General features: G+C 41.2%; 29 protein-coding genes and 1 tRNA gene. 26 read left to right on the top strand and 4 right to left on the bottom strand.

Annotation, left to right across the window (positions count from 1 at the left end; all coding sequences use genetic code 11):
* Window positions 1–29 precede the first annotated feature (29 nt).
* Window positions 30–2729: a CBS domain-containing protein gene (locus ANA_RS06320; protein WP_015079222.1), complete on the bottom strand. Its 2700-nt coding sequence runs from the start codon at window positions 2727–2729 to the stop codon at window positions 30–32.
* On the opposite strand from ANA_RS06320, the gene ANA_RS06315 reads away from it, so the two are divergent.
* The 3 genes from ANA_RS06315 (at window position 2705) to ribH (ending at window position 4003) form a co-directional block, all read left to right on the top strand.
* Window positions 2705–2896: a hypothetical protein gene (locus ANA_RS06315; RefSeq protein WP_041457768.1), complete on the top strand. Its 192-nt coding sequence runs from the start codon at window positions 2705–2707 to the stop codon at window positions 2894–2896. The genes ANA_RS06320 and ANA_RS06315 overlap by 25 nt on opposite strands.
* A gap of 232 nt (window positions 2897–3128) precedes the next feature.
* Window positions 3129–3317, top strand: coding sequence for a photosystem II reaction center protein PsbZ (gene psbZ, locus ANA_RS06310; RefSeq protein ID WP_015079221.1), 189 nt, complete (start codon window positions 3129–3131; stop codon window positions 3315–3317).
* 194 nt (window positions 3318–3511) lie between these two features.
* Window positions 3512–4003, top strand: coding sequence for a 6,7-dimethyl-8-ribityllumazine synthase (gene ribH, locus ANA_RS06305; protein ID WP_015079220.1), 492 nt, complete (start codon window positions 3512–3514; stop codon window positions 4001–4003).
* Here the strand turns inward: ribH and ANA_RS26960 are convergent.
* On the bottom strand, window positions 3969–4253 hold the full coding sequence (locus tag ANA_RS26960) for a hypothetical protein (protein WP_083881437.1): 285 nt from the start codon (window positions 4251–4253) through the stop codon (window positions 3969–3971). The two genes, ribH and ANA_RS26960, sit on opposite strands and share 35 nt — an antisense overlap.
* Window positions 4254–4321: 68 nt before the next feature.
* On the opposite strand from ANA_RS26960, the gene ANA_RS06295 reads away from it, so the two are divergent.
* The 4 genes from ANA_RS06295 (at window position 4322) to ANA_RS06280 (ending at window position 7221) form a co-directional block, all read left to right on the top strand.
* Window positions 4322–4393: transfer RNA gene (locus ANA_RS06295), tRNA-Gly, on the top strand.
* A gap of 202 nt (window positions 4394–4595) precedes the next feature.
* Complete coding sequence (locus ANA_RS06290; protein ID WP_015079219.1) at window positions 4596–5003, top strand: hypothetical protein; 408 nt, start codon at window positions 4596–4598, stop codon at window positions 5001–5003.
* Between the two features lie 4 nt (window positions 5004–5007).
* Window positions 5008–6273, top strand: a complete 1266-nt coding sequence (locus ANA_RS06285; protein WP_015079218.1) for a glutamate-5-semialdehyde dehydrogenase — start codon at window positions 5008–5010, stop codon at window positions 6271–6273.
* Window positions 6274–6786: 513 nt separating this feature from the next.
* Complete coding sequence (locus tag ANA_RS06280) at window positions 6787–7221, top strand: DUF29 domain-containing protein (protein ID WP_015079217.1); 435 nt, start codon at window positions 6787–6789, stop codon at window positions 7219–7221.
* Window positions 7222–7278: 57 nt separating this feature from the next.
* Here ANA_RS06280 and ANA_RS06275 read toward each other — a convergent pair whose 3' ends face one another.
* Window positions 7279–8361 (bottom strand): ATP-binding protein, encoded by a 1083-nt coding sequence (locus ANA_RS06275; RefSeq protein ID WP_015079216.1) that lies wholly within the window; start codon window positions 8359–8361, stop codon window positions 7279–7281.
* A gap of 60 nt (window positions 8362–8421) precedes the next feature.
* On the opposite strand from ANA_RS06275, the gene ANA_RS06270 reads away from it, so the two are divergent.
* Window positions 8422–9081 carry a Uma2 family endonuclease gene (locus tag ANA_RS06270; protein ID WP_015079215.1) on the top strand — a complete coding sequence of 220 codons (660 nt, stop codon included), beginning with the start codon at window positions 8422–8424 and terminating at the stop codon, window positions 9079–9081.
* Window positions 9082–9129: 48 nt separating this feature from the next.
* Here ANA_RS06270 and ANA_RS06265 read toward each other — a convergent pair whose 3' ends face one another.
* Window positions 9130–9606, bottom strand: coding sequence for an NAD(P)H-quinone oxidoreductase subunit N (locus tag ANA_RS06265; protein WP_015079214.1), 477 nt, complete (start codon window positions 9604–9606; stop codon window positions 9130–9132).
* Between the two features lie 860 nt (window positions 9607–10466).
* Here ANA_RS06265 and rplC point away from each other — a divergent pair.
* The 18 genes from rplC to rplO all read left to right on the top strand — a co-directional run bounded on the left by rplC (window position 10467) and on the right by rplO (window position 19705).
* The gene (gene rplC / locus ANA_RS06255) at window positions 10467–11105 is read left to right on the top strand and encodes a 50S ribosomal protein L3 (RefSeq protein WP_015079213.1); all 639 of its coding nucleotides are present in this window, start codon (window positions 10467–10469) and stop codon (window positions 11103–11105) included.
* A gap of 74 nt (window positions 11106–11179) precedes the next feature.
* Window positions 11180–11812 (top strand): 50S ribosomal protein L4, encoded by a 633-nt coding sequence (gene rplD, locus ANA_RS06250; RefSeq protein WP_015079212.1) that lies wholly within the window; start codon window positions 11180–11182, stop codon window positions 11810–11812.
* Window positions 11805–12122: a 50S ribosomal protein L23 gene (locus tag ANA_RS06245; protein ID WP_015079211.1), complete on the top strand. Its 318-nt coding sequence runs from the start codon at window positions 11805–11807 to the stop codon at window positions 12120–12122. Before rplD ends, ANA_RS06245 begins: the two co-directional genes overlap by 8 nt.
* Before the next feature lie 118 nt (window positions 12123–12240).
* A complete protein-coding gene (gene rplB / locus ANA_RS06240) occupies window positions 12241–13104 on the top strand; it encodes a 50S ribosomal protein L2 (protein WP_015079210.1) in 864 nt (287 codons plus the stop codon).
* Between the two features lie 74 nt (window positions 13105–13178).
* Complete coding sequence (gene rpsS, locus ANA_RS06235; RefSeq protein ID WP_015079209.1) at window positions 13179–13457, top strand: 30S ribosomal protein S19; 279 nt, start codon at window positions 13179–13181, stop codon at window positions 13455–13457.
* Between the two features lie 95 nt (window positions 13458–13552).
* Entirely contained in the window at window positions 13553–13912 is a 360-nt protein-coding gene (gene rplV / locus ANA_RS06230) for a 50S ribosomal protein L22 (protein WP_041458279.1), read from the top strand.
* Between the two features lie 57 nt (window positions 13913–13969).
* Window positions 13970–14749 (top strand): 30S ribosomal protein S3, encoded by a 780-nt coding sequence (gene rpsC / locus ANA_RS06225; protein ID WP_015079207.1) that lies wholly within the window; start codon window positions 13970–13972, stop codon window positions 14747–14749.
* A 73-nt stretch (window positions 14750–14822) separates the two neighbouring features.
* Window positions 14823–15248 carry a 50S ribosomal protein L16 gene (gene rplP / locus ANA_RS06220; RefSeq protein ID WP_015079206.1) on the top strand — a complete coding sequence of 142 codons (426 nt, stop codon included), beginning with the start codon at window positions 14823–14825 and terminating at the stop codon, window positions 15246–15248.
* 3 nt (window positions 15249–15251) lie between these two features.
* Window positions 15252–15479, top strand: a complete 228-nt coding sequence (rpmC, locus tag ANA_RS06215; RefSeq protein ID WP_015079205.1) for a 50S ribosomal protein L29 — start codon at window positions 15252–15254, stop codon at window positions 15477–15479.
* A gap of 6 nt (window positions 15480–15485) precedes the next feature.
* Window positions 15486–15734 carry a 30S ribosomal protein S17 gene (gene rpsQ, locus ANA_RS06210; RefSeq protein WP_015079204.1) on the top strand — a complete coding sequence of 83 codons (249 nt, stop codon included), beginning with the start codon at window positions 15486–15488 and terminating at the stop codon, window positions 15732–15734.
* A gap of 48 nt (window positions 15735–15782) precedes the next feature.
* The gene (gene rplN, locus ANA_RS06205; RefSeq protein ID WP_015079203.1) at window positions 15783–16151 is read left to right on the top strand and encodes a 50S ribosomal protein L14; all 369 of its coding nucleotides are present in this window, start codon (window positions 15783–15785) and stop codon (window positions 16149–16151) included.
* Window positions 16151–16501: a 50S ribosomal protein L24 gene (gene rplX, locus ANA_RS06200; protein WP_015079202.1), complete on the top strand. Its 351-nt coding sequence runs from the start codon at window positions 16151–16153 to the stop codon at window positions 16499–16501. Before rplN ends, rplX begins: the two co-directional genes overlap by 1 nt.
* 116 nt (window positions 16502–16617) lie before the next feature.
* Complete coding sequence (rplE, locus tag ANA_RS06195) at window positions 16618–17166, top strand: 50S ribosomal protein L5 (RefSeq protein WP_015079201.1); 549 nt, start codon at window positions 16618–16620, stop codon at window positions 17164–17166.
* A gap of 20 nt (window positions 17167–17186) precedes the next feature.
* Window positions 17187–17588, top strand: a complete 402-nt coding sequence (rpsH, locus tag ANA_RS06190; protein ID WP_015079200.1) for a 30S ribosomal protein S8 — start codon at window positions 17187–17189, stop codon at window positions 17586–17588.
* A gap of 87 nt (window positions 17589–17675) precedes the next feature.
* Window positions 17676–18224, top strand: coding sequence for a 50S ribosomal protein L6 (gene rplF, locus ANA_RS06185; RefSeq protein WP_015079199.1), 549 nt, complete (start codon window positions 17676–17678; stop codon window positions 18222–18224).
* A 2-nt stretch (window positions 18225–18226) separates the two neighbouring features.
* Window positions 18227–18589 carry a 50S ribosomal protein L18 gene (rplR, locus tag ANA_RS06180; RefSeq protein ID WP_015079198.1) on the top strand — a complete coding sequence of 121 codons (363 nt, stop codon included), beginning with the start codon at window positions 18227–18229 and terminating at the stop codon, window positions 18587–18589.
* Between the two features lie 83 nt (window positions 18590–18672).
* The gene (gene rpsE, locus ANA_RS06175; protein ID WP_015079197.1) at window positions 18673–19197 is read left to right on the top strand and encodes a 30S ribosomal protein S5; all 525 of its coding nucleotides are present in this window, start codon (window positions 18673–18675) and stop codon (window positions 19195–19197) included.
* A gap of 64 nt (window positions 19198–19261) precedes the next feature.
* Window positions 19262–19705 carry a 50S ribosomal protein L15 gene (gene rplO / locus ANA_RS06170; protein ID WP_015079196.1) on the top strand — a complete coding sequence of 148 codons (444 nt, stop codon included), beginning with the start codon at window positions 19262–19264 and terminating at the stop codon, window positions 19703–19705.
* The last annotated feature ends 40 nt before the right edge of the window (window positions 19706–19745 follow it).

The raw sequence follows: 19745 nt of genomic DNA, 5'->3' as shown, positions 1-19745 counted from the left end.
GCATATCAACCTCATATTTTTAAGATCAATTACCCAGGATAATGCTTGGTTAGAAATTCTTGTGCTTCCGCTTTATCCTTAATTATACCATCTACAGTAGCAGTTAATAAATCATCAAGCATTTGCTTATATTGGGGACTAGGTTTATAACCCAATTGTTTTAAATCATTCCCATTTAATAGCGGTTGAATATTTCCCCAATTTGTTAAATATTGCCAAATCCGTCTTCTGATTTTGCGGGGACTTTGTAAAGCAATTAAAATTAAAGTCTGCAAATCATATCTTTTGAGTAAATAAATAGTTTGACTGGGTTTTTCAAAAGTCGGTAATAATGTAATTATCTCAGCTTGAATTTGAGATAATTTCTCTAATCTGACAATACTATCATCAACTAATTGCAGATTTTTAGCTACTTTTACCCGATATTCTGGTTGTAAATAGGCAATTAATACTTCTAGACGCATTTGCCAATTTATTAAAGTTTGTTTTTTGTCAAACTTCCTTAAACAGTGTTTTAATAAATTTAATTGTCGAGAAAGTTCCACATCTAATTTTAAAGTAGGATGAATACATTGTAAAGCCCCCAAATTATCCAATAATTCTAAAGCTGATTGCCAATAATCTGCTGCTAATATATATTTTAATTCAGTTTTTAGTCGAGTTTGCAAAGCCGGAGTTTTACTATTTTCCTGACTTGTTCTATCATAAACTCCACTATTTATAGCATAACGAATATAAGTTTCTGTTTGTGGTTCTAGAGAAAATCCAAACCGCACCGCAAACCGCACACCGCGATATATTCGAGTTGGATCTTCAATAAAACTATTAGCGTGTAAAATTCTAACTTGCTGATTTTGTAAGTCTATAAAACCACCAAAGAAATCTAATAATTCACCACCACGGGGAGAAGTTAACCGCAAAGCCATGGCATTAATCGTAAAATCTCGCCGATATAAATCTTGCCGAATAGAACTAGCTTCAACCTCTGGATTAGCTGCTGGGTAAGGATAAAATTCAGTTCTAGCTGTGGCAATATCCACCCATAAGGAATCTAATACTAAATCTTTATGCCATAACAAAGCCGCAGTTTGAAAAGCACCATGAATTTCTAATCTGGCATTTTGATAAATTTGCTGTAAGGCTTTAGCTAATTCTACCCCTGCACCAACGTCTGCGGTTTTATGAAAACCATCAACGACTAAATCAATATCATTAATCATCAAACTGCGATTTTCCGCTTTTGATAATAGCAAATCTCGCACTGCACCACCAACTAAATAAAGATGCCAACCGCGTTTTTCTGCTTCTTGCGATGCTGTAGTCAGTAATTGCCAAAGTTGAGGAGTAAGACGTTTTTCTAATTCCGTACTTAGTCCTAAATCCTGAGAATCTTTTTCAGTTATTGATTCTAGATTTTGAATTGTTAATTGATGTAATTCTCTTAAAATATCGGTGCGAGTAACAATACCAACTAATTGCCCATGATCTAATACTGGTAATCTGCCAATATCATAAGTCACCATTAAAGACTCAATTTCTGGTAAAGAAGTGTCAGGGGTAATTGTCTTTAAATTACTTGTCATATAACCTTTAACTGGTGCATGACTAAACCCATGATGTAAAGCAATATCTAAATCCCGTCGGGAAATAATTCCGATTAATAAATCTTGGCTATTCACTACAGATAAACCTGAATGTCCATAACGTAATAAAATCCGCTGGGCTTCGGCTATAGTAGTATCAGGGCGAATTGTCCGCACTGGAGAAGACATCAAATCTCTAGCTGTGGGAGGATGGGGAATTTGGGCTTTTAAACCATCTAATAATTGTTGTAAAATTGGTTGGGAATCTGTAGTGCGAAGATTAAAAGATGCGGCTTGAGAATGTCCACCACCACCATGGGGTTGAAATAAGGAATTAAGATTTGTTTGGGGAATTTGCGTTCTGCCAATTACTGTTAAGCGCCAATCATTTTCACCTAAAGCATATTCATTTGCTAACAGTACAGCATCGGTTTCTGTTAAATCAATAATTTCGGAAGCTAAACCTGATAAACCAGGGACAAAACCATCGGTTTTTAGTGTTAACCAAGCAATGGTATATCCCCGCAAACAAAGATATTGTAAATCTTCTAAAGCTGCACTTAACAATTGTTGTAATTGTGGTGATAAACCAGGATCACGATAAGTAGAAATAACTGATAAATTTGCCCCTTGCTGCATTAGCCAAGCCAACGCTAAAGCATCTCTGGCTGTAGATTGTTTATAGGTTAATGAACCTGTATCCACATGAATACCCAAAGCCATTACAGTTGCTTGGGCAGAATTTAAAGAAATATTATTTTTTTGCAATTCTTCTACCATTAAGGTAGTTGTCGCCCCCACTTCGTCAATATATAATTGAGTGCTGGGAATGTCTCTATCTTGTCCAAAATGATGATCGTAAACAATGATTTCTTGGACATTGGGTAAATCGAACCAGATAGCAGCTTTACCCAAGCGATCGCGCTTTTGAGTATCCACAACCATTAAAGAGCGAATTTTTTCAGGATTTACCGAACGTCTTTCAATTAGCGGATACTCGTCACGATGTAACGCTAAAAAGTCCCGCACAGGAGGATGTGCGCCCCCAGTCAAGACAATTTTACTCCCTGGTTTGAGACAAGTTAACCCCACTGCTGCCCCCAAAGCGTCAAAATCCGCAGTTGTGTGACAAAGAATTAAATCCATATATTTTTAAGATAGGAGTCAGGAGTCAGGAGAAAGAAGGAGTCAGGAGTCAGGAGTCAGGAGAAAGAAGGAGTCAGGAGTCAGGAGTCAGGAGAAAGAAGGAAGAAGGAAGAAGGAGTCAGGAGTCAGGAGAAAGAAGGAAGAAGGAAGAAGGAAGTAGAAGTTAGAGAATATAATTTTTATCTTAATCAATTTCCCAATCACCAATTACCAATCACCAATTACCTAAAGAAAAAACAGATTGGCGGATCAGAAGTGAGCAACTGTTACAACCAGACGTAAAATATTAATTGATCAGGTGATGCCTTATGAGTTCATAAGGTTCACTGAAAACCCTAGACTGTTTATACAGCAGCAGTTCTGGGAAAACTAAGATTTAGTTATGTTGGGAAAAACAAAATGAGCATAGTATTTCAAATCGCTTTAATATCATTAGTCTTGTTCTCCTTCGTGCTTGTGATTGGTGTACCTGTTGTTTACGCCACTCCTCAAAACTGGGTAGAATCTAAAAAACTACTCTGGGTTGGTTCGGGTATTTGGGCGGCTTTAGTCGTGTTAGTTGGTATATTAAACTTTTTTGTGATTTAGTTGAATGCTTTAATCATTCACTAACGCATACCATATACTCTATTAAGAGCAGAAAAGCTTAGGTAAAGAGTTAAACAGAAAAAATTTTCTTTTTCTAAACGACTTTTTCCTGATTGTGCTTTCCTGCTCTTCTATTTTGATGGCAGAAAAGTATATTGGTAAAGCAGTTATTGTAAATTTATTTAGAGGCAGTTATGGCAGTTTTTGAAGGAAATTTTCAGCACACCGAGTCTTTGCGCTTTGCATTGATCATTGCTCGCTTTAATGATCTTGTCACCATGAAACTCGTAGAAGGATGTAAAGATTGCTTAAAACGTCATGGTATAGATCCTGATCCAGAAGGACAGCAAGTAGACTATGTTTGGGTTCCCGGTAGTTTTGAAGTTGCCAATGTAGCCCGTCAATTAGCAATGTCTGGCCGTTATGATGCCATAATTTGCCTGGGTGCAGTCATCAAAGGACAAACACCGCATTTTGATTATGTATCATCGGAAGTTTCTAAAGGTATTGCTGCGGCCAGTTTCCAAACAGGTGTGCCGGTAATTTTCGGGATTTTGACCACAGATACCATGCAGCAAGCCCTAGAACGAGCCGGCATCAAGAGTAATCATGGTTGGGAATATGCCATGAGCGCCATAGAAATGGCGACTCTCATGCGGCAATTACGCCCGAATTTAGCAGGTTAATTGGGTAATGGGTGATAGGTAATGGGTAATTGGTAATTGGTAATTGGTAATTGGTAATTGGTAATTGGTAATTGGTAATGACAACGGACAACTGTACGGGCGAAGCATTTGGAGAACTATTTTTGGCAATGACCGATAATTTATCTTCCAAATGCTTCGCCCCTACTGACTTTACGGGCGAAGCATTTGGAGAACTATTTTTGGCAATGACCGATAATGTATCTTCCAAATGCTTCGCCCCTACTGACAAAAAAAGAATTTAATTTGGGGGTTGACAAAGCTGAATATATCTGGAATAATAAGTTTATTGGTGAGTTCGCGGGTGTAGCTCAGTGGTAGAGCGCAACCTTGCCAAGGTTGATGTCGTGGGTTCGAATCCCATCACCCGCTTTCTAGTTAAAGTTGATATATTAAAGTAACACTAAAGATTTTCCATCTCTACTAAATTGGTAGATGATGGATTTTTAGGTTAGGAGTTTGTTAGTAGACTTTCCCAGCTATATCATTAGACGTAATTTTAGAGTTTCCCATACTGATTTTCAGGAAAATTGGGGAATAATGTAAAAAACCGCCCAAGTTATTCATCTTGCTTGTGCAACCTCAAAAACCAGATAAAATTGACTTAAATACGGAATACGCTTGTCCTTGTCGTCGCAAGGGACATTTGATTCCTATCACGCTAACAGAAGCTTTCGGATGCGATCGCTGTCAGCAGATTTTTGTTGTCGAAGAAAATGGATATGTATTAGAGCAACTTTCTACTACCTATCCATATAAACGTGCTTGGCGTTGGAAAGGTAATAATTGGCAAATTGTTCAACCCGGATTAGGACAAAACTATTTGCCAGTAGCACTCAGCATTATTTTTGTGTTAGTGATTATATGGCTACCATTAGCTCTACGATTGGCTAATAGTTCCAATATCATAGCTTGGACAATTGTAGCAGTGCTATTGGTAATTCTGCCAGCACTAATGGTCTGGCTTACTTACAGACGTTAACTCCATGACAGGTGAAGTGATTGATGATTACCCCGAACCTATGACAAGTGCTAACCGCGCTTTTCAGGCTTCCCTGAAATTGGGAACGACTAAGGGGATAGATAGGAGTCGCGCTGTGTTAGCAATGGCACAAGCGATAGAAAGTGATTTTGATGAAATTCTCGAAGCTAATACTCTGGATTTAGAAGCAAGTCGAGAAATGGCAGTTCCCGAATTAATTTTGGACTGGTTGAAGCTAACTCCCTCTCGGTTGGAGAATACAATCAAAATTCTGCAACGATTGGGAGAATTATCTGATCCTTTACGACGGGTGAGAACTGCTGATTATCAACAGGAAGACTCTCAAAGCTATACTCAATTAATGCCTTTAGGGGTGATTGCCTTTATTTATGAGGCTTTCCCCGATTTAGGGGCGATCGCTGCTGGTTTTTGCATAAAAACTGGCAATAGTATTATTCTTAAAGGTAGTACGGAAGCTAGTAACTCCAATACAGCGATCGCTAACGCCCTGCAAACAGCCATTACTAAAGTCGGATTACCCGCAGGTTGTGTAGAATTAATCACCGCTGAACATGGTGCTTCAGTGCGAGATTTAGTTACCCAAGATCAGTATTTAAGTTTAGTTATTCCCTACGGACGTTCCAGTTTAATTCAACAGGTGGTCAGACAAGCAACTTGCCCAGTGTTAAAATCAGCAATGGGTAATTGTTATCTGTATTGGTCAATCAACAGTAGCTTAGAAATGATTCGCTGGATGATTATGGATAGCCATGAAAGCGAACCAGATCAAGTTAATGCCATTGAAAAAGTTTTAGTTCATCGTCAAGCTTTACCATCTTCCTTATCAGTGCTGTGGAGTAGTTTAAAAGAAAAAGGTTTTCAACTCAAAGGAGATGCAGAACTAGTTGCAGCATTTCCCCAATTGCAATTAGCCAAAGATGAAGAATGGGGAACACCATATTTAACCAAAACAGTAGCTTTTAAGTTAGTAGATAGTTTAGAAAGTGCGATCGCTTGGATTAATCAATATAGTAGCAGTCATGCTGATAGTATTGTCACAGAGTCTTACCAAGAAAGTCGCCAATTTGCATTAGGAGTAAATAGCGCCTCCACCTACATAAATGCTTCCCCTCGTTTTTCTCGTCACTCCTCACGGGGAGAGGCTGTATTTTTAGGAATGTCCAATCAAAAAGGACATCGCAGGGGATTTATTAGTTTGGAAACATTGACGACGGTGAAGCATATTGTTCAGGGAAATGGACGGTTTTAGGGAAAATGTCTGAATCAGGATATCCAGGATTTAAAGATGAACAGGATTTTATTATTTTCATCTTCTTCATATTCTTCACATCCTGAAAATCTGAACACGGATTTAGCGAATTAAAGGATGAACAGGACTGTTAGGGAGAATGTCTGAATCAGGATTTCCAGGATTTAAGGATGAACAGGATTTCATTATCTTCATCTCATTCATATTCTTAATATCCTAAAAATCCTCAAATCCTGAGTATCCTGATTCAGACAAATTCACATCCTGAAAATCCTAAAATCCTGGAAATCCTGATTCAGACAAATTCACATCCTGAAAATCCTAAAATCGGTGGAAATCCTGATTCAGACAAATTCCTATCCTGAAAATCCTAAAATCCTGGAAATCCTGATTCAGACAAATTCACATCCTAAAAATCCTAAAATCCTGAGTATCCTGATTCAGACAAATTCACATCCTGGATATCCTGATTCTGACAATTAAATAATATATAGTAATTTACAGGTAAAAACCATGAATACACTGTACAATTCTGATTTTTATAGCTGGACAAAAACACAAGCACAACTACTCAAAGAAGAAAAATGGGAAACACTAGATAAACTCAACTTAATTGAAGAAATAGAAACATTGGGAAGACAAGAAAGAAGAGAATTAACCAACCGTTTAGCCTTGTTATTAGGACACCTACTAAAATGGCAACATCAACCAGAAAAACGTAGTAATAGTTGGTTAGCAACAATTCGAGAACAACGGACTCAAATCAACCGAATATTAGCAGATAGTCCCAGCTTAAAATCCTATTTAGAAGAAGCCTTTTTATTAAGTTATCAAGATGGAATTAACTTAGCAGTCAAAGAAACAAACCTCCCCTATGAAACCTTTCCAGAAAATTGTCATTATGAAATCACACAAATATTAGAACCTGAATTTTTACCAGAATTGTAACCTTCTAACCTTCTTCCTTCGCGCCTTTGCACCTTAGCGTCTTTGCGCGAAACAAAATTAACTCAACCGTTCCCGCAACCATAAAGCCAACAAAGGCATAGCTAACCGATAACCATGTTCAGCATCATAAATCAAACCCTTATGCTGTAAACCAGTTAACGCCCCTTGTAGACTTCCACCCCGTGAAAGTCCATGCTTTTGAATATACTCCTTACTCTGAGGTTTATCAGTAGGATCAATAGCCAAAGACTCTAATAAATGTACCTGATTTGCTGGTAACAACATCAGCAAAGATTCATAAGTCATAGATAAATCTTTCAATAATCCGGCTATAGCCTTTTGCACATCTTCCTCCCGAATTAATCCATCTGCACAGTGCGACGCAGATAACCGCCGAATAATCGCCATCCCATCGCCAATATGTCCCTGTACTGCCTCTAAAAATAGCTGTAAAGCCTGACTATGACAATCAAAAGTAAAACCTTGCGTATGTAAAATTTCCCTCGCCCACAAGGCTAAAATATCCTTAGCTAAAGGGGCTAATTGGATAGTTTCTAGGGGATAATTAGTATCATCTGAATGTTGGCTAGACTCAGCAATGGTGGCTATTAGTACATAGCTAACATGAGGATAAGCCTTAACTTCTTTCCTAAATGTAGTTTCCCATAAACCATGACGATCCCAAGAACGAATATGGGGAAAACTTTCTAAAATCAGCAATATGCGGTGATTTAAATCAACCGCCATTATTTCCAATAAGTCTAACAAACTGGCGAAAGCTTGCCATAGTTGTTCCTGTTCCAAAGAACGAATTAGTTTTAGTTGACTTTCAGAATTAAAAGTAAAAAATTCCGAAGTATTTTCATTTAACCAGATTTGAATTTTTTCCGCTTCCCAATTTTGACTAATCGCTTCCGCTAATAGTTGCACAAATCTCTCTGCTTCTGTAGCGCGAATGCAGTCTATTTCCAAGATAACTGTATTCACCTCCTGTGCTGCACCTCTCACTAAAGTGCGTCTCCCACTACCAGGGACTCCAGTAATTAACAAATCACCATCCTTTGCCAGTATTTCAATAATCCGCTGAAACTCTACAGAACGTCCAATTAATTGTAAGGGAGTAGACAAATTTAAATTCACTCGATTCTCGCTTTTGCGTAATATATTATAATAACTATTAAGCTAAATTTAAGGGCAACTATGGTTAGTACAATCACTAAACCAAACAATATTACCCCAGAAACTACCCCCGCAGAACAGCGAGTAGTTTTCCACAATATCAGTTGGCAAAATTATCAGCAAATTTTAGCAGCATTAGGGCAAAGTCGTTCCTCTCGACTTATCTATGATCAAGGGACATTAGAAATTACCATGCCTTTAGAAGAACATGAAAGTGCTACCAGATTAATTGAACGATTCATCTGCATTTTGGTAGAAGAAATGGGTTTAAAAATTAAGACAATGGGTTCAACTACCTTAAATCGTGATGATTTACAAAGAAGTGCTGAACCGGATAACTGTTATTACATTCAAAATCAACCTCAAGTAGTTGGGAAAAAAGTTGATTTAAATGAAGATCCACCACCCGACTTAATTGTAGAAGTAGATATTACTCATACTGACATCAATAAACTTGCTTTTTATGCCAGCATGGGAGTACCAGAATTTTGGCGTTATAACGGTGAAATAGTGCTATTTTATCAACTTCAAAATCATCAATATGTTGAAGGAGAAAAAAGTCCCACATTTTCTATAATCACCAAAGAAAAACTTTATCAATTTTTGCAAGATTGCCAAATAGATGAAGTGCAAGCTAGTAAATCCTTTCGTACTTGGGTACAACAGGAAATACAGAATTAGAAATAATTGCATAGTAGGGGCGGGGTTTTCCCCACCCTGACAATTTGCTTAACTAGCTAACAGTGTCTTTTCCAAAGGAGTCCAGCGGAAAATGCGATCGCCACCTCTCTCAATTACCACCTTAACCCGTGGTTCTAACTTAGGCAAATTCATCAAATACTCAACTTCCTGATCAGAAAGAATATTTCCCTCAATAATCCACAACACCAACCCCTTAGACTTAGGAGGTAATTGTGCCAAATGAGAACTGATCATTGGTGGTAAATAATATACATCACCCACCGCCGCACCACTACTATTGCTTCTTTTGCCTAAATGTGGTGGTCTGACACCATGAACTTGCATCAGATACGCAGCCACATCACCCAGTCCTCTCGCAGTAATATGCAATGCAACATAGCCAGTCGCCCGTAATCGGCGCAGATAGCGCCCTTCATAGCCCCCCTCCAGAGGAACATAAACACCCAACGCCCCAAATTTCTCCAAATTGCGGATGAAACCGTTGCCAGTGGTAATTAGTGCCATAGATTTTTCTCCTATCCCACTTAGATATCTCTATTATTCACTCTCTAGTGGTAGATTAAGTTAAATGAAGCAGGATATTTTTCCCAATCTTGAAAATTCAAAACCGGAATATGGGTAATTTTTCCTACCTCCGCCTCAGCATCCCATCACAAAGCAAAAAAATACTAGACAAAAAGTCATGAATAGTTTATATTATTAGATTGTGACCGAATAGTATAATTAGCTAGGCATCTTTCTTATTTAGAGTTTCTAGTTAGTCCTAGCATCTGAGTTTCTAGTTAGTTTCCCTAAAAGAATAAAACTGGCTTACTCCATAAGAGACTGCTAAACTAAAAAAGCTTTCAGGTCAAATCAAGAGCCAAATTCATATTTAAGCTCTCACACCAAATCACTCCCGTAAATCCTAAAAAAATTAGGCAAAATCTTAAACAATAGTTTAGGGTATGAAAATAAGTAGTTCCTTAGCAATAATGTTGGTTTCATGGCATTATGTTAAGACTAAGGAAAAGGATACTGAGGGTCAATAACCACTTAAGTCCTGCTACCACGGTAGAGTGCCAAAGCAACTGCTTGGACAAAAGCATTGCTGCACACAGCGCAAAGCCATCAAGCCTCGCATTGGATTCCAGAAGTAATACCTTCTCCATAGAGTAGGCACTTATTCCTGTTATTGTGATTGAGTAAGTGAAAATAAACAAATTCACTAAAGCAAAAGGGACAAAAATTGTTGCGTCGCCGAGAATTTGCACTGTTTAACGCCAGTCCAAATTTCAGAGGTAAAGTTTACACTCAAGCGACAGTGACAAAAGCTGTCCCCATTCGACTTCCAAAAAAATAGAACGAAAGGAGAACCAGTAACTGTGTCTGTAGGTATTCTCGGCACCAAGCTGGGCATGACCCAAATATTTGATGAAGCAGGAGTCTCCATTCCTGTTACCGTCATCAAAGCCGGTCCATGCACCGTTACACAAGTTAAAACGAAACAGACCGACGGTTACTCTGCCATTCAGGTTGGTTATGGCGAAGTTAAACCCAAGTCACTGAACAGACCATTGTTGGGACATTTGGCTAAATCCTCCGCCCCACCAGTCCGTCATCTGAATGAATATCGCACCGATAGCACTGGTGATTATGCTTTAGGTCAAGAAATTAAAGCAGATATTTTTAGTGTCGGTGAAATTGTAGATGTAGTTGGTACAAGTATTGGTCGCGGTTTTGCCGGTAACCAGAAGCGTAACAACTTTGCTCGCGGTCCCATGTCACACGGTTCCAAAAACCATAGAGCGCCAGGTTCTATCGGTGCTGGGACAACCCCAGGTCGTGTTTATCCCGGTAAAAGGATGGCAGGACGTTTGGGCGGTACTCGTGTCACAATTCGCAAACTGACAGTAATACGAGTAGATGCAGAACGCAACTTAATCATCATTAAAGGAGCTATTCCTGGCAAACCAGGAGCTTTAGTGAGCGTCGTTCCTGCAACTATAGTTGGCAAAAAATAGTCATTTAGTCATTGGTTAGGGGCAAAAAAAGACAACTAACAACTGACAACTGACAACTGACAAAGGACACAAAGATGGTAGAGAGTGTAATTAAAAATTGGCAAGGAGAGCAAGTCGGAGAGACAAGCTTCGACCTCCGGGTTGCCAAAGAAACAACAGCGGCGCATATCGTACACCGCGCCCTAGTCAGACAAATGACCAATTCTCGCCAGGGAACTGTCAGCACTAAAACTCGTGCAGAAGTTCGTGGTGGTGGTCGTAAACCTTGGCGGCAAAAAGGCACAGGTCGCGCCCGTGCTGGTTCTATCCGTTCACCATTATGGCGTGGTGGTGGTGTGATCTTTGGACCAAAACCCAGAGATTTCGACCTAAAAATGAACCGTAAAGAACGCCGTTTGGCATTGCGGACAGCATTTGTTGGCCGTGCTGAAGATCTAATAGTTGTTGAAGAATTTAGCAACGAGTTACAGCGTCCTAAAACCAAGGATCTCGTAGCAGCATTAGCTAGATGGGGTGCAACATCAGAACAAAAGACACTGTTGATTTTGTCTGAAATAGCAGAAAACGTGCTTTTATCAGCCCGTAACATCGAAAACTTAAAACTGATTCCCGCCGACCAGTTAAACGTTTACGACTTGCTCCACGCTGACAAAATTATCGTCACATCATCAACCCTAGATAAGATCCAGGAGGTCTACAGTGCCTAAAGTAGTTGCCACCCGTGATCTACCGGATTTAGTGCGTCGCCCCATTCTCACCGAAAAAGCGACCATGCTCATGGAACAAAACAAATACGTATTTGAAGTCATTCCTAAAGCCACTAAGCTACAAATTAGAGCCGCCATTGAAGACCTATTTGCAGTTAAGGTCGTCAAAGTCAATACCGCTAACCCTCCACGCAAACAAAAACGCGTAGGTAGATTTATTGGTTATAAACCCCAATACAAGCGAGCTATTGTCACCGTTGCTCCTGGGGACGAAGAAAAAATCAGAAAAGTTCTCTTCCCAGAAGTTTAAGAATTTTAGATTAGAGATTTGCAATTGGGCTAATGAATAATTGCCAAAAAACAATTAAAAATCGAAAATCGAAATCAAAAAAATTCTGAATTAAAAATTCAAAACTCCAAAATCACTTATGGGTACTCGTTCTTATCGCCCTTATACCTCCAGTACTCGCCAAGTTATCATCTCCGATTTTGCCGAAATTACGAAAACTGAGCCAGAAAAATCATTAACTGAATCAGTTCATCGTCCTAAAGGTCGGAACAATCAAGGGCGGATAACCAGCCGTCGTCGGGGTGGCGGACACAAACAACTATACCGCATTATCGACTTTAAGCGAGATAAGCGGAATATGTCCGCTACAGTTACAGCCATTGAATACGATCCTAACCGCAATGCGCGGATCGCTTTAGTGTTGTATGAAGATGGCGAAAAACGCTACATCTTGCAAACAAATGGCATGACTGTAGGCACAAAGATAATTGCTGGACCTGAGTCTCCTATCGAAGATGGTAATGCCTTACCTCTATCGAATATGCCCTTGGGTACTAGTGTTCACAACGTCGAAATGACACCAGGTAAAGGTGGTCAAATCGTGCGGGCTGCTGGTGCAGTAGCTCAAGTTGTCGCTAAAGAAGGCAACTATGTAACCTTAAAGTTACCTTCAGGTGAAGTCCGCTTGATTCGGCGTGATTGCTACGCCACCATTGGACAAGTCGGTAATACAGATGCCAGAAACCTCAGTGCTGGTAAAGCTGGACGAAATCGCTGGAAAGGCCGTCGTCCCAAGGTGAGAGGTAGTGCCATGAACCCAGTGGATCACCCACATGGTGGTGGTGAAGGTAGAGCGCCTATCGGTAGAGCCGGTCCTGTCACACCTTGGGGTAAACCTACTTTAGGGGCTAAGACACGGAATCGCAAGAAAGCCAGCACTAAATTGATTATCCGTCGTCGCCGCAAATCATCTAAACGTGGTCGTGGTGGTCGTCAGTCCTAACATCAAATTTGACAATTGACAATTAAGCATTATCAATTATCAATTGACAATAATCCCAAATCAAAAATTGAACTATGGGTCGTTCTTTAAAAAAAGGTCCTTTTGTTGCTGACCATCTGCTCAAGAAAATTGAGAAGTTAAACGCAAAAGATGAAAAACAAGTGGTCAAAACTTGGTCGAGAGCTTCGACAATTTTGCCCTTGATGGTAGGTCATACTATCGCTGTTCACAATGGACGGCAGCACATTCCCGTATTTGTCAATGAACAGATGGTCGGTCATAAGTTAGGAGAATTTGCTCCTACCCGTACCTACAGAGGTCATGGTAAAAGTGACAAAAAATCAGGGAGATAGATCAATTAAAAATTGAAAATTAAAAATTAAAACATGAGAATTTTTAATTTTTAATTCTAAATTTTTAATTGATAAACATAGAGTAAGTTATGAAAATGGCAACTGACACTACTGAAGTTAAGGCAATCGCCCGCTATATACGCATTTCTCCCTATAAAGTGCGCCGTGTACTTGATCAAATTCGCGGCCGTTCATACAGAGAAGCACTAATCTTGCTCGAATTTATGCCCTATGGCGCTTGTGACCCCATCTTAAAGGTTCTCAGAAGTGCCGCAGCTAATGCCGAGCATAATGCTGGTTTAGACAGATCCAGTTTGGTGATCAGTCAAGCCTATGCCGACCAAGGACCAGTGCTAAAACGGTTTCAACCCAGAGCGCAAGGTCGAGCTTACCAAATTCGCAAACCAACGTGTCATATCACTGTTGCTGTTTCCGCGGTTGCTACTGCTGAGTAAACAGCCATACAGGCACAAGAAAATTGCGTACAGTAAGAAATTTTAGAGGAAGCTTTTGTGGGACAGAAAATTCATCCAGTCGGCTTTCGACTGGGTATAACTCAAGAACACCAATCCCGTTGGTTTGCAGAACCTGACCGTTATCCAGAACTTCTCCAAGAAGACTACAAACTCCGTCAATACATTGAGCAAAAACTAGGTAGATACGCTCAAAATAACGCCGGTATTTCCGAAGTGAGAATTGAGCGCAAAGCTGATCAAATCGACCTAGAAGTCCGCACAGCTAGACCAGGTGTGGTTGTAGGTCGTGGTGGTCAAGGTATTGAATCATTGCGTCTTGGACTACAAGGAGCTTTGGGTGGTAATCGCCAAATTCGCATTAACGTTGTTGAAGTCCAACGAGTTGATGCTGATGCTTACCTGATTGCTGAATACATTGCTCAACAATTAGAACGTCGAGTTTCCTTCCGTCGAGTTGTTCGTCAAGCAATTCAACGCGCTCAAAGAGCAGGTGTCCAAGGAATCAAAGTTCAAGTCGGTGGTCGGCTCAACGGTGCAGAAATTGCCCGCTCAGAGTGGACTCGTGAAGGTAGAGTTCCTCTCCATACCTTACGCGCTGACATTGACTATTCTGGCTGCACAGCTAAGACAGTTTACGGAATTCTCGGAATTAAAGTTTGGGTCTTTAAAGGCGAAATTATTCCTGGACAGGAACAAGCTCCCGCTCAACCAGCTAAAGACCGTGAACGTGGAGATCGTGACCGTGAACGCGAACCCCGTCGCCGACAACAACAACGTCGTCGTCAACAGTTTGAAGACCGCTCCAATGAAGCCTAGTCAATGCTCAATAGTCAGTGGTAAAAAACTGACAACTGACAACTGACAACTGACAACCGACAACTGACAAATCATGTTAAGTCCTAGAAGAACTAAATTCCGCAAACAACAACGCGGACGCATGGAAGGTCTTGCCAGCCGAGGCAGTACCCTCAACTTTGGGGATTTTGGACTCCAAGCCCAAGAACCATCTTGGATTACCTCACGGCAAATCGAGGCTTCCCGTCGGGCAATGACTCGGTATATTCGCCGGGGTGGCAAAATCTGGATTCGGATTTTCCCTGACAAACCAATCACCATGCGTCCTGCTGAAACCCGGATGGGTTCTGGTAAAGGTAACCCAGAGTTTTGGGTAGCCGTAGTCAAACCAGGCCGGATCATGTTTGAAATTGGCGGCGTTACTGAAGAAATTGCCCGCGAAGCTATGCGATTAGCTGACAGTAAGTTACCAATTAAGACCAAGTTTATTACCCGCTCTCAACCACAGGAGCAGGAGTAGTTTATGCCTCTTCCCAAGATTTCAGAAGCTAGAGAATTAAATGACGAACGGTTGGCTGAAGAAATTGTCGCTGTGAAAAGACAACTATTCCAGTTGCGCTTACAAAAAGCCACTAGACAATTAGAAAAGCCTCACCAGTTCAAACACGCACGCCATCGGCTCTCCCAATTACTGACAGTAGAAGGAGAACGGAAACGGGCAGCGAGTCTTTCAGATCAAGAACAAAAGTAGGAGATTATGGCAGTCAAAGAACGAGTTGGCTTGGTAGTGAGCGATAAAATGCAAAAAACTGTGGTAGTAGCCATAGAAAACCGCGCTCCTCACCCCAAGTACGGCAAAATCGTAGTTCAAACCCGCCGCTATAAAGTTCACGACGAAGAGAATACTTGCAAAATAGGCGACCGGGTGCGGATTCAGGAAACTAGACCCCTGAGCAAAACCAAGCGTTGGCAAGTCAAAGAAATCCTGAACATTAAAGCTACTTAGTAAACAGTTGTACCATCAGCTACAACGACCCTAGAAGAGAGACCAGTTGTGATTCAACCCCAATCTTATCTGAATGTCGCAGATAATAGCGGTGCTAAAAAACTAATGTGCATCCGCGTATTAGGTGCAGGTAACCGCCGTTATGGTGGCGTAGGCGATAGAATTATCGCTGTTGTCAAAGAGTCTTCACCCAACATGGCTGTAAAAAAGTCAGATGTTGTAGAAGCAGTAATTGTGCGTACTCGTAAAGCTATTAGTCGTGACAGTGGCATGGCTATCCGTTTTGACGATAACGCCGCAGTGATTATCAATAAAGAAGGTAATCCTAGAGGTACAAGGGTATTTGGTCCGGTAGCTCGTGAACTGCGCGACAAAAACTTTACTAAAATTGTTTCTCTGGCTCCGGAGGTGCTGTAATGGCAAAGCGCCCACAACCCAAAGTTTTTCATAAAATGCACGTCAAAACCGGTGATACTGTGCAAGTCATCGCTGGCAAAGATAAAGGTAAAGTTGGGGAAGTGATTAAAGCACTACCACAATTGAGCAAAGTCCTTGTCAAAGGTGTCAACTTTAAAACCAAGCACGTGAAACCTCAACAAGAAGGTGAATCAGGGCAAATAGTCACCCAGGAGTACCCCATTCATAGCTCCAATGTGATGCTCTATTCCACCAAGCAAAACGTCGCTAGTCGCGTTTGCTACACTTTCACCGCCGAAGGCAAGAAAGTGAGAATGCTCAAAAAAACAGGTGAAATTCTCACCAATTAAAAATTAAGAATTAAAAATTAAAAAATTCGCAATTTCAATTTTTAATTTTTAATTTGGCATTTTTAATTGGAGGAAAGCGACCCTGACCAAGACCAGGGGATATAAGGACAAACACTATGGCGAAAACACGACTTAAAACCGTATATCAAGAGACAATTACTCCCAAATTGACTACTCAGTTTGAATACACCAACGTGCATCAAGTGCCTAAGGTGATTAAGATAACTATCAACAGAGGTTTGGGAGAATCTGCTCAAAACGCCAAATCACTAGAGGCATCTATCAGCGAAATTGCCCTGATTACTGGACAAAAACCTGTGGTAACACGGGCAAAGAAAGCGATCGCCGGCTTTAAAATTCGTCAAGGTATGCCTGTAGGGATTATGGTGACACTAAGAGGCGAACGGATGTACGCTTTCTTAGATCGTCTGATTAACCTGACACTACCCAGAATCAGAGACTTTCGCGGTGTCAGCCCCAAAAGCTTTGACGGCCGTGGCAACTACACTCTAGGTGTGCGGGAACAGCTAATTTTTCCAGAAGTGGAATATGACAGAATCGATCAAGTCCGGGGTTTAGATATTTCTATCATCACCACGGCAAAAACCGACGAAGAGGGCCGCGCCTTACTTAAGGAAATGGGAATGCCCTTTCGCGATCAATAAGTTCATCTAAAGAGGGAACGATGGCGGCTAACGACACAATTGCAGATATGCTGACGCGCATCCGCAATGCCAATATGGCAAGGCATCAAACTACGCAAGTACCAGCTACAAAGATGACTCGTAATATTGCCAAGGTACTGCGAGAAGAAGGCTTCATTGCGGAAGTTGAAGAAGCAGGAGAAGGAATTAAGCGGAACCTAGTTATTTCCCTGAAATACAAAGGTAAAAATCGCCAACCCCTAATCACTGCCCTAAAACGAGTGAGTAAACCAGGTTTGCGTGTTTACTCCAATAGAAAAGAATTACCAAGAGTGCTAGGCGGTATCGGTATTGCCATTATTTCTACATCCAGTGGGATTATGACTGACCGCGAAGCACGCCGCCAAAATCTAGGCGGTGAAGTGCTTTGCCACGTTTGGTAGTCGTCATTGGTCATTGGTCATTGGTCAGTGGCAAAACAACCAACAACTGACAACTGACAAAAAACAACTGACAAAGAACAAAAAATCATGTCTCGTATTGGTAAACGTCCAATTACCATTCCCGCCAAAGTGCAAGTGGCGATTGATGGTGTCAAAGTAGTAGTGAAAGGTCCTAAAGGCGAACTTTCCCGTCAACTACCTAAAAATGTCATAGTCTCCCAAGAAGGAGAAACATTGATAGTTACTCGTCGGGATGAAACCCGTACCTCCAGACAAATGCACGGTTTGAGCCGCACCCTAGTGGCCAACATGGTGGAGGGAGTATCCCAGGGTTTTCAACGTCGCTTGGAAATCCAAGGGGTTGGTTATCGCGCCCAACTTCAAGGCAGTAACCTAGTTTTAAATATGGGTTATAGCCATCAAGTCCAAATTGAACCTCCAGCAGGAATTCAATTTGCGGTAGAAGGGACAACTAATGTCATAGTCAGCGGTTATGACAAAGAAATTGTCGGCAACACAGCAGCTAAAATTCGTGCCGTTCGTCCACCTGAACCCTACAAAGGTAAAGGTATTCGCTATGCAGGTGAAGTGGTCAGACGCAAAGCTGGTAAGACTGGTAAGGGTGGTAAGAAGTAAATATGAAACTTACACGCAAAGAATCAAAACAACGTCGTCATCGGCGCGTTCGTAGCAAAGTCAACGGTTCCCCAGAACGTCCACGTTTGTCCATATTCCGATCCAATGAGCATATTTATGCTCAATTGATTGATGATGCCAAGCAGGAAACTATAGTAGCGGCATCAACCGTAGAACCAGAATTGAAATCTAGCATCGCTTCCGGTGCCAACTGTGACGCATCAGTGCAAGTTGGTAAACTGGTAGCTGTCCGCGCCCTAGAAAAAGGCATCACTAAAGTCGTTTTTGACCGTGGTGGCAACCTCTATCATGGTCGCGTCAAAGCCTTAGCCGAGGCGGCACGCGAGGCTGGTTTAGATTTCTAAGTCCGTCAGTAGTCAATAGTCAGTAGCAACTGACAACTGACAACTGACAACTGACAACTGACAACTAAAAGAGAGCATTGATTATGGTAACCGGTCGTCGTAAAGCAAGCCGTACAAAAAAAGAAGAAACCACCTGGCAAGAGCGAGTTATCCAAATCCGCCGGGTGAGTAAAGTCGTCAAAGGTGGTAAAAAACTCAGCTTCCGTGCCATTGTCGTCGTCGGTAATGAACGTGGACAAGTTGGAGTCGGAGTTGGTAAGGCATCAGATGTAATTGGTGCAGTTAAAAAAGGTGTCGCTGATGGTAAAAAACATCTAATTGACATCCCAATCACCAAATCCAATTCTATTCCTCACCCCATTGATGGTGTTGGTGGCGGTGCTAAAGTCATGATGCGCCCAGCCGCACCAGGTACAGGGGTAATTGCCGGGGGTGCTGTACGGACTGTATTAGAGTTAGCAGGAATACGTAATATTCTCGCTAAACAACTAGGTTCAAACAACCCTTTGAACAACGCCAGAGCAGCAGTTAACGCTCTATCTACCCTGCGAACATTAAGTGAAGTTGCTGAAGATCGCGGTATCTCCATTGAGAAACTCTATATTTAGTCAGTCTTTGTATCAGATTCTCAATCTAAAATCCAAAATCTAAAATCTAAAATCACAAACCAAAATGAGACTTAATGATGTTAAGCCCCAAAAAGGCTCTAAAAAACGCCGTAAGCGTGTAGGTAGAGGTATTTCTGCTGGACAAGGTGCTAGTGCTGGTTTAGGGATGCGTGGTCAAAAATCCCGTTCTGGTAGTGGGACAAGACCAGGTTTTGAAGGTGGTCAACAGCCATTGTACCGCCGGATACCTAAACTCAAGGGTTTCCCCCTGATGAACCGGAGAATCTACACTACGATTAATGTAGAGAAATTAAATGATTTACCTGCTAACTCAGAGGTAACATTGGAATCCTTAAAAGCAGCGGGGATCTTAACCACTGTTAAAGGCCAATTGAAAATTTTGGGGAATGGGGAATTGAATGTTCCTCTTCAGGTAAAAGCTGCTGCTTTCACAGGCCAAGCTCGAATCAAAATCGAGGCTGCTGGTGGAAGTTGTGAAGCTGCGTAAAAGTCTGAACTATGATTTTTATGATTAAGATGATTTATAT

It is taken from the genome of Anabaena sp. 90, from assembly GCF_000312705.1.
In the GTDB taxonomy this organism is placed as follows: domain Bacteria; phylum Cyanobacteriota; class Cyanobacteriia; order Cyanobacteriales; family Nostocaceae; genus Dolichospermum; species Dolichospermum lemmermannii.
This window is presented reverse-complemented; position numbering and strand designations above follow the sequence as displayed.